Origin of the sequence: Curtobacterium sp. MCLR17_043, from assembly GCF_003224215.1 — a bacterium.
Lineage (GTDB): Bacteria > Actinomycetota > Actinomycetes > Actinomycetales > Microbacteriaceae > Curtobacterium > Curtobacterium flaccumfaciens.
In genome coordinates, this window is the sequence record NZ_QKLH01000021.1 from 23,571 (window position 1) to 38,903 (window position 15,333).

9 protein-coding genes are annotated in these 15,333 nt (G+C 69.0%); 3 read left to right on the top strand and 6 right to left on the bottom strand.

Translation table 11 applies throughout. From position 1 onward, the window contains the following. Positions 1-139: 139 nt before the first annotated feature. Positions 140-1,477: a right-handed parallel beta-helix repeat-containing protein gene (locus DEJ03_RS16530; RefSeq protein ID WP_146237767.1), complete on the bottom strand. Its 1,338-nt coding sequence runs from the start codon at positions 1,475-1,477 to the stop codon at positions 140-142. A 95-nt stretch (positions 1,478-1,572) separates the two neighbouring features. Between DEJ03_RS16530 and DEJ03_RS16535 the strand changes: the two genes are divergently transcribed. Both DEJ03_RS16535 and DEJ03_RS16540 read left to right on the top strand, forming a co-directional pair. Beyond that, positions 1,573-3,552, top strand: coding sequence for a hypothetical protein (locus DEJ03_RS16535; protein ID WP_110865472.1), 1,980 nt, complete (start codon positions 1,573-1,575; stop codon positions 3,550-3,552). A gap of 137 nt (positions 3,553-3,689) precedes the next feature. Then, entirely contained in the window at positions 3,690-5,612 is a 1,923-nt protein-coding gene (locus DEJ03_RS16540) for a hypothetical protein (protein WP_146237768.1), read from the top strand. 71 nt (positions 5,613-5,683) lie between these two features. On the opposite strand, the gene DEJ03_RS16545 is transcribed toward DEJ03_RS16540, so the two are convergent. The 5 genes from DEJ03_RS16545 to dnaK form a co-directional block, all read right to left on the bottom strand. Continuing rightward, the gene (locus DEJ03_RS16545; protein WP_181422763.1) at positions 5,684-8,038 is read right to left on the bottom strand and encodes a M60 family metallopeptidase; all 2,355 of its coding nucleotides are present in this window, start codon (positions 8,036-8,038) and stop codon (positions 5,684-5,686) included. Between the two features lie 81 nt (positions 8,039-8,119). Then, a complete protein-coding gene (locus DEJ03_RS16550) occupies positions 8,120-8,530 on the bottom strand; it encodes a heat shock protein transcriptional repressor HspR (RefSeq protein WP_110865490.1) in 411 nt (136 codons plus the stop codon). A gap of 125 nt (positions 8,531-8,655) precedes the next feature. After that, complete coding sequence (locus tag DEJ03_RS16555) at positions 8,656-9,660, bottom strand: DnaJ C-terminal domain-containing protein (RefSeq protein WP_110865475.1); 1,005 nt, start codon at positions 9,658-9,660, stop codon at positions 8,656-8,658. A 41-nt stretch (positions 9,661-9,701) separates the two neighbouring features. Next, positions 9,702-10,376, bottom strand: coding sequence for a nucleotide exchange factor GrpE (locus DEJ03_RS16560; RefSeq protein ID WP_258370723.1), 675 nt, complete (start codon positions 10,374-10,376; stop codon positions 9,702-9,704). Between the two features lie 2 nt (positions 10,377-10,378). Further along, complete coding sequence (gene dnaK, locus DEJ03_RS16565) at positions 10,379-12,229, bottom strand: molecular chaperone DnaK (protein WP_110865476.1); 1,851 nt, start codon at positions 12,227-12,229, stop codon at positions 10,379-10,381. 742 nt (positions 12,230-12,971) lie between these two features. Between dnaK and DEJ03_RS16570 the strand changes: the two genes are divergently transcribed. Beyond that, positions 12,972-15,317, top strand: coding sequence for a hypothetical protein (locus tag DEJ03_RS16570; RefSeq protein WP_110865477.1), 2,346 nt, complete (start codon positions 12,972-12,974; stop codon positions 15,315-15,317). Positions 15,318-15,333: the final 16 nt, after the last annotated feature.

Here is a 15,333-nt window from a genome sequence, read left to right on the forward strand (position 1 = left end):
AACGGCGCCACGATCAAGTCCGGCACGTTCTCACTCACCGCCCGCTGACCCGTCGTCCGGAGCGACACGGCACCCCCGCGGCCCGGGTGGTCGCGGGGGTGCCGTGCGTCGTGCTTTTCGGCACGGGCGAGGCGACGGATCACCGGCGGATCGATGCCCCGTGCGCAAACTCCCGTGTCACGGCCGCGGAGAAGTCGTTCCCCCGCACGAGGAACCGATTGTCGCGCGTTCCGAACCGGAGCCCGACACGAACCGATCTCGCCGGTGCGTCGATCCGGTTGCGGACGACCGTGCCGTCGTTCCCACCGCTGCGGACGTCGATCGCGACGGAGTCGCCCGTCACCTTCGTGATGCGGTTGTCGCGCACGGTCACGGCACTGTTCGAGTGCTCCACCCGGATCGCGTCGTCCACGCTCGACGCCACCGTGTTGTCAGCGACGACGAAGCCGCGAGTGAGCTTGACGAGGACACCGGCCGAGCCGGTGCCCCCTGCTCCCGTCACGGTGTTCCCGGACACCGAGCCGGTCGCCCGCGGAAGACTCGACCCGACCGTCATGCCGGATCCACTCACCAGGATCCCGGAGCCGGCGGCGAGCGCCGCGTTCCGCGTGACCCGGTTCCCGGTGATGAGCAGCCTCGTCGGCGCGACGTCGGTGGCGGATCGGTCGCCGACGGCCTTGCTCGGCACGGCCGCGATCCCGACGCGGCACCCGGTGACGATGTTGTCCCGGATCTCGATCGCATCACCGGCATGGGTATCGATGCCCTCCCAGTGCGGCACGTCGCTGATGCGGTTGCGGAGGATGCGGACGCGCGACGACCGTCGAGCGACGTCCACCGTCGCAGTGGCGTCCCGCGTCACGGTGATGCCGTAGGAGTTCACCAACCCGGCCGGTTGCCGCACGTCCGACACGACGGTGTCCTGCACGACGCTGTCGACCACCCCGAGGAGCAGCACGCCCGCGTAGCCGACGCTCGAGACGGCGGCCCGCTCGAGGACGAACCGGTCGCAGTACTCGACGTGGACGCCGTCGCTCGGGAGCCGCTCGAGCCTGCCACCGCTGATGCGGACGTCGTCCAACGGCGCCTCCCGCGTGCCGCGCACCACGATCCCGTGGCCGGAACCGCGCTTCGACGCACCGATTCCCTCGATGACCGGAGCGACGACGCGGACACCGGAGGCGGTGACGACGATCCCGTGGTCGTCGGCGGTCATGCGCAGGGCGCCGCCCGCGGCGAACCGCAGGGTCAGCCGTCGCCGGACCAGCAACGGACGAGTCCGGGTCCACACCCGGTCGATCACCAACGTGCGGCCGTCTCCGGTCGCGTCGAGCGCGTCCTGCAGCGGATCGGTGCGGGGTTCCTCGCCTTCGGCTGCCCCTGGTCGGAGCGCGACACCGAGTGCTGCTGCACCCAACGCCGCCGTCATCAGACCTGCGACCAGTGCGGACCGGCGGTCCAGTCGTGCTCGTTCCAACGGAATCCCCTCGTTCTCGATCGGCCGGCACGTGGTACCGGCACGTCACACAGTGTATGTAACGTTTCTGCTCGGGCATCGAGAAGGGAACCCACGTGTACCTCAGAACTGCGCTCATTGCGCTCATCACCTTCGTCGCGTTCGTGCTGAGCACGATCGCCACGGCATCGCCGACGGCTGCGACGACGCTGACCGCGTCGTCCAGTGCGGTCGCCGACGGACCGTCTCCCCACAGGGTCGAGCCGCGCGTCCTCTCGCTCCGCGCCCCGACCAACGTCCGGACAACGGTCGACCAGGACGGTTTCACCGTCTTCGCGACCCCGGACTGCTCCGGCACCAAGACGTGCCGATCCTGGTTCGTGGTGCCCGGCACCGGTGTCGACGTGAAGGACGTCACGACCACCGGCGGGTACTTCGTCCCGTGGCCGTCGGGCTGGCAGGAGGGCCAGACCGTCTCCGCGGGGTACGTCCACTCCTACGGACGGGACATCTTCGGCTTCACGTGGGCCAGCAGGGAGCACACCCTGCTCGGACCGATCACCAGGCCCCGTGCGGTCCGCCCCATCACCGCCCGGCTGGTGGGGCAGGACGACGAACCGCGCACGGCGCACATCGCAGGGTCCGCCACCCCGGGCGCCTCCGTACGACGGGACGACCGGCAGGTCGCCGTCGCCGACGGCTCGGGCAACTGGAACGCGTCGGTCGCCGACCTGCCGATCGGCACCAGCCGGTTGGTCTTCGAGCAGTGGATCGGAGACGCCTTCGAGGACGACGTCCCGGTGGACGTGACGTTCCTGGCGCGAGACCTCCTCGTCGGCGTGACCGGCGAGACGGTCACCCTCCCCGGAGCATCGGAGACGACCGTGCGCGCCCACCTGCGAGCGAACTCGGACGTCAGCGCACCGCTGTCGGACGGCCGCGTCCGGTTCGAGGCACCGACGGGGACCACCTTCCCGGCCGGCCTCAGCACCGTCCGCGGTCAGTACCGGAGCGCAACCGGTGGCGACTGGCGCGACTTCGGTTCCGACGCGCTCGTCGACGGTTCCGTGTCGACCGACCGACGCACGGTCGCGTTCACCTGGACGTCCACCGGCTCGCGCTGGTCGCTCCCACGTGGTACCGAGGTCCGCTTCGGCGTACCCGTCGTCAATGCGGGCTCCAGCCCAGGTTCCGGCGAACTGCGGATGACCGCGGTCGGCACCGCGCCACAGGGATCGTTCGACACGGTGGCGCGGACGCCCGTCGTGGTCGAGCGCGGCGCTCTGGACCCGGTCACCCTCAGCGGCCCGCGAGCCGTCTCCCCGGGCGCGGTCAACGAGTTCACCGGCACGGCGGCACCCGGCGCGTCGTTCGAGGTCGTCGATCCGTCGGGGGCCGTCATCGTTCCCGGCGGCCCCTTCACCGTGGCCGACGACGGCACCTGGAGCTTCAGAGCGCACGTGCCCCTCGGCACGCTCGAGTACGGCTTCGCGATCCGGCAGTCAGCCTTCGGCCGGACCGAGACCTCCGATCGCTTCACCGTGCCGGCGGACACCTTCCACGACGTCACCGTCGACCCGACCACGGTCAGCGCAGGCGCCGTGAACACCTTCAGTGGGACCGCGACACCCGGTGCCGAGTACCGGGTCGTGAACGCATCCGGCACCGAGATCGTCACCGGTGGACCGTTCTCGATCGACGAGCGCGGCCGCTGGACCTTCCAGCGGGTGGTGTCGAACGGGGCGACCGAGTTCCGGTTCGCGCTCCAGCAGTCCCGGAACGGTTCGGTCTCGACGTCACCGCTGTTCACCTTCCACCCGCAGGAGATCGCCCCGGTGTCGGTCACCACCACGTCGGTGGAGCCGGGCGTCCTGAACCACTTCTCGGGCCGTGGGCACCCGGGCGCCACGTTCCGTGTCCTCAACATCTCGGGCACCGACATCGTCCCCGGACACCACGTCGTGGGCGACGACGGCTCGTGGGCCTTCGACCGGGTGGTGTCGAAGGGGGCGACCGAGTTCCGCTTCGTGATCCAGCAGACGACGAGTGGGGTCGTGACGTCGAGCGGGTTGTTCACCATCCGGGCGCGACCGTGATGAACACGACCACGCCTAATCGGCGATATGTCGTGAATATCGCCCGACGAGTGTGACATCTGACGTGTCACCACGAATATGCTGGCGCAGTCGATCCACCGGGATCGACCCACGTGAGAAACGAGAGAGACACAAGCATGACGAGACATCCACGACGGACGACCACCCTCGGTGCCGCTGGCCTCACGATGTTGACCATCGCCGCGAGCGTCGGCGTCACCGCTGCGAACGCCACCTCGCCGATGGACACCGAACGGACACAGGTCGGCCCCCTCATCACGGAGACGTCCGCGTTCGCGGGCGACCCCTCGACGCCGACCTTCAGCGCTCCGGGCGTTGCCGGAGCGGGCTCGGAGATCCCCGCGAACCGCCAGTCGACGATGGCAGCGGCGAGGGCAGCCGCGGTCCGGTGGTCCATCCCCGTCGCCGGTGAGACGACGACGGTGCGGCCGATGTCCGCTCCCGCGCTCTGCGTCACCGCCGGTTCCGCGTCGATCAACAGCTACTCGCCGGTGACCCTGGAGTCCTGTGTCGACGGTGACCCGAAGCAGCAGTTCCGACTGGCTGCCAACACGGGATCGAACAACCCCATCGGCACCGGGCTGCAGTCGACGTACAACCGCGGATTCCTCGGCCTGTTCAACACCGACTCGGTGATGCGGCTGCAAGGCCAGAACGTCGCGGACCGGTTGCCGAACACCGGCGACTTCGTCCCGTCGTTCAGCGCCCGGGTCGACGCCGTGGACGCGCCCACCAGGAGCGCCGACCTGTCCGGTACCGGAACCCCTGGCGCGACCGTCCTGATCGACGGTCGCCGACCGCAGATCGTCGACCAGCAGGGTCGGTGGACCGCGCGCGTGACCGAGCTGCCCTTCGGCACGAGCACGCTGCAGCTCGAGCAGTACGAGGGGAACGACCGCACCGGTCAGCTGGAACTCGAGGTCGACCTGCAGGTCACTGCCCTCACGTTCGAAGCCCGGTTCCCGACCGACCGGACCGCCGAGGTGACGGCCTCCGGCACAGCGCAGGTCGGCTCCGAGGTGAAGCTCTTCGGCCACGACGGCCTCCAGCTGGGCGAGACCGTGCAGACCGCGGCCGACGGTTCCTGGTCGACCACGATCCCGGCGCCGAACGCCGGCGGTGCATTGATGGTGACCGCGTCGCAGTTCATCGACAACGTCCGCGACACCGCACACGACGTCACGCGCAGCGTCGACTACGGCGCGGCCGTTGCGATCTCCACCCCGCAGGACGGCGCCGCACACCGCAGCGGTCCCGTCGCGATGGCGGGCACCGGCGAGCCTGGTTCCGCGGTCGAGATCGTGGAGGTCACCGCCGACGGCGAGCGCGTCGTCGGCCGCAGCCCGAACGGTGTCCTGCCGAACGGACGCTGGGACGTCGAGACAGAGGATCTCGACCGCGCGGAGCACGTGCTCCGCGCCGTGCAGAAGTCGAAGGGCGCGAACACCACCGTCGCCGAGGTCACGATCAACCCCGGCGAGAGCGGCCGACTCACCCCCGTCACGGTGACGGGCCCGTCGACGGTCACGCCGGGCGTCGTCAACACCATCACCGGCACAGGCGAGCCCGGGGCGACCTTCCGCGTGCTCAACGCTTCGGGATCGCAACTCGTCCCGGGAACCGGCGAGGTCGACGCGGACGGGCGTTGGTCCTTCCAACGCGCAGTGTCCCGCGGCGCGACGAAGTTCGAGTTCGTCATCGAGCAGACGAAGGGCGACCAGGGTCCTGAGCCGTCCCAGCTGTTCAGCATCGCGGCGAACCAGGGCTTCGCCCCGGTCGTCGTGAGCACACGATCGGTCGACCCGGGAGTCACGAACACCATCACCGGGACCGGCCCTGCCGGCGCGACGATGCAGGTCCTGAACGCCTCGGGCAACCAGATCGTGCCCGCGGACGTGACGGTCGACCAGAACGGCAACTGGAGCTTCGACCGCGCGCTCTCGCGCGGGGTGACGAAGTTCGACTTCAAGTTCTCCGTGTCCGTCTCCGGATCGGAGTACACCACGTCGCTCTACACGATCTACGCGAACACGCGTTGATCGCTTGACCGACGGGAACACCCCCGGGACCAGACGGCCCCGGGGGTGTTCCCTGTTCCTCCACCGATCGCTCAGCGCGCACTGCCCTCGACGACGATGCGGAGCGATGACGCCCCCGCGGGCGCGTCCGACGCCACCCCGACCACCGGCTGCCAGCGCAGCATCGACCCCGGCGGCATCGAAAACCCTCCACCGGTCTGCAGGGTGAACCGGAGAGTACGACCGTCGTCGCTCACCGTTCCTGCACGGAGGAGCAGGTTCGCACTCTCACGCCACCCCTCTCCCGGCTTCTGGTACATCCCGGGGATCGTCGTCTGGCCCGGCACGAACGTCGTCCCGTCGGGGCTCTGTACGGTGACCGTCGCGGTGATCGCCGAGATCTGCGCGTGGACCGAGACCTGCGCCTCGATCGGAGCATCCGTCCCACGCTCCAGCGCCACGGGCGTGCCCGCCGCTCCACGGATCACCTGCCACCCCGGGACGTCATCGCGATCGGCCGACACCAGGTGGTGCCCCTCGATCCGGTACGCCCGAGGTGCGCCGTTCCCGCTGATCGGAGCGCCGTTGCCGTAGACCCGGAGCAGGTCCGGCTGGGCGTGCGTCACCAGCAGGAACTGTCCGTCGCGGTACGGTCTGCCCCCGAACACCCGGTCGAGCACCGTGCCGGTCTCGTCGCCGTGGACTGAGCCCGCCGTGATGAGGGTGCCGTCCGGGTCGTACTGCTCGATGTGCAGGTAGGCGTGACCCGACCACGATGTGTGCGCGTTCCAGGACGTCGCCGCTCGCCAACCCAGGGTGCCGCGGCCGTCCAGCCACAGCACACCGATCGGACGGTTCGCCTGCCCTCGCGCCACGACGGCGTCACCACCGACGGCAGCGGTCGTGACGATGATGGAGTCCTCGGTGCCGTCGCTGCTCCGGAGTCGGACGGCAAGCCGGCCGGTGTCGGATCCGACGACGTCAGCCGCCGCGGTGGCATCGACCACCGCAGCCGAACCACGACCGCTCGCGGTGCCGAGCGCCGTGACGGCCGGAGCGTCGACCAGGCGACGCCCGACCGGCACCGTCGGGAGCGGACCGTCGATGACACCGACGGGCGGGTCGTAGCCGGGCACGACGTACTCGATGACACGGTGGCGCGAGTCGACGTTGTCCCAGATCCGCTGGTCGAGCGGCGGCAGTTCGCCGATGGCCGACCGCGTCGCGTCGGACATCGGGAACCCGAGGGCGTCGTAGAACGGTGCGAGGTTCCGATCGGCGACCCGAGACGCCGTCGTCACGAAGAGCGCGTGACGGTCATCGGTGGTGAGCACGTGCGGGTTCACGACCGCAGACTCAGCGCGGAGAGCCGCGAAGAACCGGGGCAGGAAGGCATCACCGAACGCACGGCGCAGCTGCTCCCACGCGAGCAGCCGGACGCGGTCGCTCGCCTCGAGCCAGTTCCGGTCCTCCGAGGCGAAGTACCGCTCGAACGACGCGGTCGTCTCGTCCCACCGGCTCCCGAAACCAAGCCCGTCCTGCACCGCGAGCGACGAGATGTTCGTGATGGTCTCGGCCGTCCCCGGGAAGGAGTTGATCGTCGACTCGTAGGTGTGCCCGATCTCGTGCCAGAGCGCCCACTGGTCGTGCAGCGGGTCGCGGAACAGGTCCCCGGCCGCACCGGAACTGACGTGGAACAGGATCCGGCCGTTGCTGGCGTTCGCGTACCCACCCCCGGTGTCCGGGGCAACGATGTGTATGCGGTGCGGATGCTTGCGCGACGCACCGACCGCGTCGTCGTCCAGTCCGTAGGTCGAGTCCGTGAGCTCGACGACCCGGTCCCAGTTCGCAGTCCGCGCAGCGAGGTCGTCCGCCGGGATCAGGGTGCCCGTCTTCGGCTTCTGGAAGTCGCCGAACATGCGGTCCGAGACGACCTCGACGAACGGGGCGGCCGCCCACCGCTCGAGGTCCGCGGCGAAGGACTCAGCGGTGCTCTGCCCACGCACCCAGGTCGGTACGGGTTCGCCCCCGGAGACCGTCGCCGTCGCCGAGCCGTCGTCCGCCGTGCTGACGAGCGACACCATGCCGTCGTGCACCGCGGTGACCTCGTTGACGCCGGGGACGAGCGCGGTCCGCCGGTATCCGACGTCGCGGCCGTCGTTGTGGGCCGCGTACGTGCCGATCAACCCGATCGCGATCTCCATGGTGGGCGCACCCTGCGGGATTGAGACCGTCACGACCTCGCCCGCCTCGACGAAGCGCCCGGCGGGCTGCAGGTCGCTGTGCGCGAACCGACGGCGCTCAGCAGAGGCAGCGGCGGACGCACTGCCGATCCCGTGCACGAGCACCGCAGTCTCCGACCCGTCGGCCGAGTGCTCGATCGCCGTACGACGGTCCTCCTGCCGGACGTCTGCCGCGGCGGGTACAGCACCGGTTCCGCTGGCCACAGCGACGACGATCAGTGATGAACAGAGTGCAGCCCATTTCCGCATGTTGAAATACTACATGCAATGCATACGGGACAAAAGTCAGCGCGGCCCGCGGTACAGCACGATCTGCGTGTTCCGCTGTGGCCTCGACCCAGCCTTGAGCGAGATCGCCGCCCCACTCGCGGTGGCGGCGAAGACCCGTGCGCCGGGCCGGTTGATGAGCTGGTCGGCCAGCGCCGACTCGAGCTCCCGCACCCGGTCACGCAGCGCCTTGTTCTCGTTCTCCAGGTCGAGCACCCGCCGGATCCCCTCCAGCGACACGCCCTCGGAGCCGAGGCGCGCGATCTCGCGCAGCTGCGCGACGTCTCGCATGGAGTAGCGCCGCGAACCGCCGCGGGTGCGGCCCGGCACGACCAGGCCGAGCCGGTCGTACTGCCGCAGCGTCTGCGGGTGCATCTCGGCGAGCTCCGCCGCGACCGCGATCGCGAAGACGGGCGAGTTCTCGTCCATGTCGGTCATGGCGTGTTCCTTTCCGTCGTCCGCGTGGGGTGGATACCAGCCTGGAGGCTCGGGGCGGCTTCCTGACGGAGCCGCGCCGAGCCTCCAGGCTGGGTCCACTGCTGTGGTCGCGCGCGCTAGTCGCGCGCCTTGGCGAGGAGGTCCTCGCGGGGGTTCTCGTCGGGCAGCGCGGCCGCGAGTGCCTCGACGGCCTCGCGTTGCTTCTCCGACAGGTGGGACGGCACCGCGACCTGGACGGTCGCGAGCAGGTCGCCCGTGCCGTTCTTCGTCGTGACGCCGCGACCCTTGACGCGCAGGACCCGACCCGACGGCGTACCGGGGGCGACCTTGAGCTTCACGGGCGAGCCGCCGAGCGTCGGGACCTCGATCGTCGCGCCGAGCGCCGCCTCGGTGAACGTCACGGGGACGTCCACGCGCAGGTTCAGTCCGTCGCGCTCGAAGACCGGGTGCTTCCGCACCGACACGGCGACCACCAGGTCACCCGCCTCACCGCCGTCGGGCGACGGTTCGCCGCGGCCGCGCAGACGGATCTTCTGACCGTCGGCGACACCCGCGGGGATGCGGACGTTCACCGGCCGACCGTTGCCCTGCGAGAGCTTGACCGTGTCGCCGGCGATCGCCGTGGTGAAGTCGAGGGTCGTCGACGCCGTGACGTCCCGGCCCTTCGTCGGACCGCCGAACCCGCGGTAGCCGCCGGAGGTCTGGCCGAAGCCTCCACCCCCGCCGAACATCCCGCCGAGGATGTCCTCGAAACCGCCGGCACCGCCCGGGCTGCCCTGGCCGAAGCGGACGCGCTGTCCGCCACCGCCCTGCTGCCCGAACATCCCGCCGAAGACGTCCTCGAACCCGCCCTGGCCCCCGCCGCCCGCCGTGAAGCGAGCGCCGGAACCCATGGCGCGGACCTGGTCGTACTCCTGGCGCTGCTCCTTGTCGGAGAGCACCGAGTAGGCCTCGCTGATCTCCTTGAAGCGGTTCTCGGCGGCGGTGTCACCCGGGTTGGAGTCCGGGTGGAACTGCCGCGCGAGCTTCCGGTACGTCTTCTTCAGCTCGGCGTCGGAGGCGTCCTTGGACACGCCGAGGACCTTGTAGAAGTCCTTGTCGAACCAATCCTGACTGGCCATGGATCACCTGCCTTCTTCTGTCGTCACCGTGGGGACCCGGCTCAGGCCGGGACCGCCACCGCGACCTTGGCCGCGCGGAGGACCCGCTCACCGAGCTTGTAGCCCGGCTCGACGACGTCCGCGACGGTCTGTCCGGTGGCACCCGGGGTGGGGAGCTGGACGATCGCCTCGTGGATGTTCGGGTCGAACGCCTCGCCCTTCTCGCCGATCTGCACCAGCTTGAACTTCTCGAAGCCCCCGCGGATCTTCTGGCCGATGACCTGCATCGGGCCCTCGGCGAGGTCACCGTGGGCCTCGGCCCGGGTGAGGTCGTCGAGCGCCGGCAGCAGTGCCCGCACCACTTCGGCGATGGCGACCTCGCGGTTGGCCTCACGGTCACGCTCGACGCGCTTTCGGAAGTTCACCAGCTCGGCCTGCGCACGGAGCATGTCCGCACGCATCTCGGCGACGAGGTCGCGGTCCTCGGTGCTCAGCTTGTCCTCGGCGATGCCGCGGGCGGCGTCGGCGAGCAGTGCCTCGTCCTCCGGGGAGAGGTCGTTCGCTGCGTCGGCCGCGGGGCCCCCGGCGGCGGGGCCGTCCATCGGTACTTCGACGTCGGGCCCCTCCGCCTCGATGAGGTCCTCGGGCTCGGCCGCGTTCGTGGCGTCGCCCTCGACCTGGGGCGCCGGGTCTTCAGGCACAGGCTCGTTGGGCGCGTTGTCCTTGGGATCCGTCATCGTTACTTCTTGTCCTTGTCGTCCTCGTCGTCCACGACCTCGGCGTCGACGATGTCCTCGTCGTCGGCCGGCTGCTCGCCACCGGCGGTGCCGGATGCTGCGTCCTGCTGGCTGTAGATGGCCTGGCCGAGCTTGCCCTGCGACTCGTTGAGCTTGTCGAAGGCGGACTTCACGGCGTCGTCGTCCTCGCCCGCGAGTGCGGACTTGAGCGCGTCGACGTCGGCCTGCACCTCGGACTTGACGTCCGCGGGGAGCTTCTCGTCGTTCTCCTTGATGAGCTTCTCGATCGAGTAGACGAGCTGCTCGGCCTGGTTGCGACGCTCGTTGGCCTCGCGACGGGCCTTGTCCTCGGCTGCGTGCTCCTCGGCCTCGCGGACCATGCGCTCGATGTCCTCCTTCGGCAGCGACGAGCCGCCGGAGATGACCATCGACTGCTCCTTGCCGGTGCCCTTGTCCTTCGCGGACACGTGCACGATGCCGTTGGCGTCGATGTCGAAGGTGACCTCGACCTGCGGGACGCCACGGGGAGCCGGTGCGATGCCGGTGAGCTCGAAGGTGCCGAGCGGCTTGTTGTCGCGGGTGAACTCGCGCTCGCCCTGGAAGACCTGGATGGCGACCGACGGCTGGTTGTCGTCAGCGGTCGTGAAGGTCTCGCTCCGCTTGGTCGGGATCGCGGTGTTGCGGTCGATGAGCTTCGTCATCAGGCCGCCCTTGGTCTCGATGCCGAGCGACAGCGGCGTGACGTCGATGAGCAGGACGTCCTTGCGCTCGCCCTTCAGGACACCGGCCTGCAGTGCGGCGCCGACGGCGACGACCTCGTCCGGGTTGACGCCCTGGTTCGGGGACTTGCCACCGGTCAGCGACTTGACGACCTCGGCCACGGCGGGCATGCGGGTCGAGCCACCGACGAGCACCACGTGGGCGATGTCGTTGACCGAGACACCGGCTTCCTTGATGACGTCGTTGAACGGCTTCTTGGTGCGGTCGAGCAGGTCGGAGGTCATCTGCTCGAACTGTGCACGCGAGATGGTCTCGTCCAGGTTCAGCGGGCCCTCGGCGGTGAGCGTCAGGTACGGGAGCTGGATGTTCGCCGACATCTGCGACGACAGCTCCTTCTTGGCCTGCTCAGCCGCTTCCTTCAGGCGCTGCTTGGCGATCTTGTCCGTGGACAGGTCGACGCCGTGCTCGTCCTTGAACTTCTTGACCAGGTAGTCGACGATGCGCTGGTCCCAGTCGTCGCCACCGAGGCGGTTGTCACCGGAGGTCGCGCGGACCTGGATCGTCGAGAAGTCGTCGTCCTTGCCCACCTCGAGCAGGGAGACGTCGAACGTACCGCCACCGAGGTCGAAGACCAGGATGAGCTCGTCTTCCTTGCCCTTGTCGAGGCCGTAGGCCAGTGCGGCCGCGGTCGGCTCGTTGATGATGCGGAGGACGTTGAGGCCGGCGATCTCACCGGCGTCCTTCGTGGCCTGGCGCTCGGCGTCGTTGAAGTACGCGGGCACGGTGATGACCGCGTCCGTGACATCTTCGCCGAGGTACTGCTCGGCGTCGCGCTTGAGCTTGCCGAGCGTGCGGGCCGAGATCTCCTGCGGCGTGTACTTCTTGCCGTCGATCTCGGTGGTCCAGTCGGTGCCGACGTGACGCTTGACCGACGCGATGGTGCGGTCGACGTTCGTCACGGCCTGGCGCTTGGCGGTCTCGCCGACCAGGACCTCGCCGTCCTTCGTGAACGCCACGATCGACGGCGTGGTGCGCATGCCCTCGGCGTTGGCGATGACGGTGGGCTCGCCACCTTCGAGAACTGCGACGACGGAGTTGGTGGTTCCGAGGTCGATGCCTACTGCACGTCCCATGTGTTGCTCCTCTTGCTTTGGGGGTAAGTCGTTGGACTTGCGTCCGATGGACTCAACCCTACTCCTGAGTCACCTGGAGTCAACTTCTGAGAAAGCAAACCTGCGCCGGTCTCACTCAACACCCAGGCGCGTCGGCGAGCACTAGCACGTTCGTATGTTGATATTTCACATGATATTCTGGATGTACATGCGCCGTTGGAGTACCTCGACGGGCGTGTCCCTTCCCGCACAGCCGCCGTCGCGCGGCCTGTCCTGAAAGATGCACATGTCTCACAAGAAGAGGGCATCAACTGCCCTCAAGTCCATGGGTGCGGCCGGGCTGGCCGCAGCCACCATCGTGTCTGGCCTCTCCTTCGGCGCGGCCCCGGCCACTGCCGCTGGTCCTGGAGCGGAGCCGTCCGAGCGGGTCGTCGGTTCCCTCGTGCTCCGAGAAGCGCGAACGGACACATATTTTGCGGTCCAGGCAGCCAACCTTGGCTCCGGGGCTCTCAGTGGCGCATCAGCAAAGGCGTACACCACGTTTGCTCAAGCAAAGGCATCGGCGGATCGCGTCGAGTTTCCCGCGCCCGGGACTCGTGGTGTCATCAAAAACTCGAAGGGCCAGTGCCTGAGCAGCCTTGGAGGCATGTACGCCCCGTGGTCAAGCAACTGCGGGACAGCGGCAGGCCAGTTCACGATGAGTGAGAACCTTGGACTCGGGGTCTACCGAAACTCGGCCCAGACTGGTTTCTACCTGGGATACTTGTCCGGCTATTCGCTGGCGACCTACGACGAGATCGTCGCGTCGATCAACAAGCCGCTGGTCGCCAGCGTCACGAGCACGAGCAACATCAACAAGTCGGCGGTCATCTCCGGAACGGCGACGCCGAACCAGACCGTCACGATCGGCTCCAAGACTGTCAACGTGAATGCGGACGGCAAGTGGAACATGACGGTCACCGGCCTCGTGAACGGCGCGAACTCGCTCGTGGCCATCCAGAAGCGCGGCGCCACCGAGATCGACCGTCAGAACGTCTCGGTCACGATCGTCGAGGGCGGCGGCCTCTTCGGCGTCGACCAGGGCCCCGTCGAGCTCGAGCGCGGTGAGACCACCCAGGTCCCGTTCGTCGTCGAGAACCGCGTCTCGCGCACGAACACCAAGGGCACCGTGGTGCTGACCGCTCCGGACGGTGCGACCTTCTCCGAGCAGGACACCGTCCAGGGCTCGTGGCGTCGCGTCGGCAACACCGCGTGGAACGCTTCCACGTCCATCCCGCTCTCGAACGGCCGTCTGTCCAACGACAACACGACCCTGACGTTCGACGCGGACTGGGCCAGTGAGCGTCCGACCGACCAGCAGTACCGCTTCCTGATCGACGTCACCGCTGCGGCGGATGCGCCCGAGGCTCCGAGTGCCATGGAGTTCGACTTCAGCGGAACGAGCAGCACGAACGACTTCCGCGCCCAGGGCTCGACGTCCACCACGGTCGGCACCTCGGTCGTGGCCCTGACCGCCGAGGTCTCGTCGGTCGACGACGACGCCCGTTCCGCCGTGGTGTCCGGCACCGCCACCCCCGGCGCCGACATCTCGATCGGTGACGAGACGACCAAGGCCGACGCCACGACCGGCGCCTGGTCGATCACGGTCGGCGACCTCGAGGTCGGGGACAACGACCTCGTCGTGATCCAGGAGGTCAACGGCCGTGAGGTCGACCGCAAGACCGTCACCGCGACGGTCGAGGGCCGCGCGGAGCTGGCCCCGATCACGCTGTCCGGGCCGGCCTTGGTCACCCCGGGTCGCTCGAACACCTTCACCGGCACCGCCGAGCCCGGCGCCACCTTCCGCGTGCTCAACGTCTCCGGCACCCAGATCGTCCCCGGCGCCTTCCAGGTCGGCGCCGACGGCCGCTGGACGTTCAACCGCGTCGTCTCCAACGGCGCACCGAACTTCCGCTTCGTGATCGAACAGACCAAGAACGGCCAGACCGTCACGTCCGAGCTCTTCACGATCAACGCGACGGCCCTCGCACCGGTGACCGTCACGGGGCCGGCCGCCGTCCGCCCCGGTGTCTCGAACACGTTCACCGGCACCGCCGAGCCCGGCGCCACCTTCCGCGTGCTCAACGTCTCCGGCACCCAGATCGTCCCCGGCGCCTTCGAGGTCGGCGCCGACGGCCGCTGGACGTTCAACCGCGTCGTCTCCAACGGCGCACCGAACTTCCGCTTCGTGATCGAACAGACCAAGAACGGCCAGACCGTCCGCTCCGACCTGTTCACGATCAACGCCACCAAGCTCACGCCGGTGACGGTCACGACGCCGGACCGCGTCATCCCGGGTCGCTCGAACACCTTCACCGGCACCGGTGAGCCCGGCGCCACCTACCGCGTGCTCAACGTCTCCGGCACCCAGATCGTCCCCGGCACCTTCCAGGTCGGCGCCGACGGCCGCTGGACGTTCAACCGCGTCGTCTCCAACGGCGCACCGAACTTCCGCTTCGTGATCGAACAGACCAAGAACGGCCAGACCGTCCGCTCCGACCTGTTCACGATCAACGCCACCAAGCTCACGCCGGTGACGGTCACGACGCCGGACCGCGTCATCCCGGGTCGCTCGAACACCTTCACCGGCACCGGTGAGCCCGGCGCCACCTACCGCGTGCTCAACGTCTCCGGCACCCAGATCGTCCCCGGCACCTTCCAGGTCGGCGCCGACGGCCGCTGGACGTTCAACCGCGTCGTCTCCAACGGCGCACCGAACTTCCGCTTCGTGATCGAACAGACCAAGAACGGCCAGACCGTCCGCTCCGACCTGTTCACGATCAACGCCACCAAGCTCACGCCGGTGACGGTCACGACGCCGGACCGCCTCATCCCGGGTCGCTCGAACCCCTTCACCGGCACCGGTGAGCCCGGCGCGACCTACCGTGTCCTGAACGTCTCGGGTACGCAGATCGTCCCCGGCAGCTTCCAGGTCGGCAACGACGGCAAGTGGGCCTTCGACCGCGTCGTGTCCCGCGGTGCAACCGAATTCCGATTCGCCCTCGAGGTCACCAAGAACGGCCGTACCGAGGTCAGCGAGCTCTTCACCCTCGCAGCCGACACCCAGTAGCTCCCCGGCGGCCCTC

Bases quoted from the DNA above. Each gene is read 5' to 3' on its own strand.
- DEJ03_RS16560 (WP_258370723.1), bottom strand. From the start codon at position 10,376: ATGACGGATCCCAAGGACAACGCGCCCAACGAGCCTGTGCCTGAAGAC.
- DEJ03_RS16555 (WP_110865475.1), bottom strand. From the start codon at position 9,660: ATGGCCAGTCAGGATTGGTTCGACAAGGACTTCTACAAGGTCCTCGGC.
- DEJ03_RS16550 (WP_110865490.1), bottom strand. From the start codon at position 8,530: ATGGACGAGAACTCGCCCGTCTTCGCGATCGCGGTCGCGGCGGAGCTC.
- DEJ03_RS16540 (WP_146237768.1), top strand. From the start codon at position 3,690: ATGACGAGACATCCACGACGGACGACCACCCTCGGTGCCGCTGGCCTC.
- dnaK (WP_110865476.1), bottom strand. From the start codon at position 12,229: ATGGGACGTGCAGTAGGCATCGACCTCGGAACCACCAACTCCGTCGTC.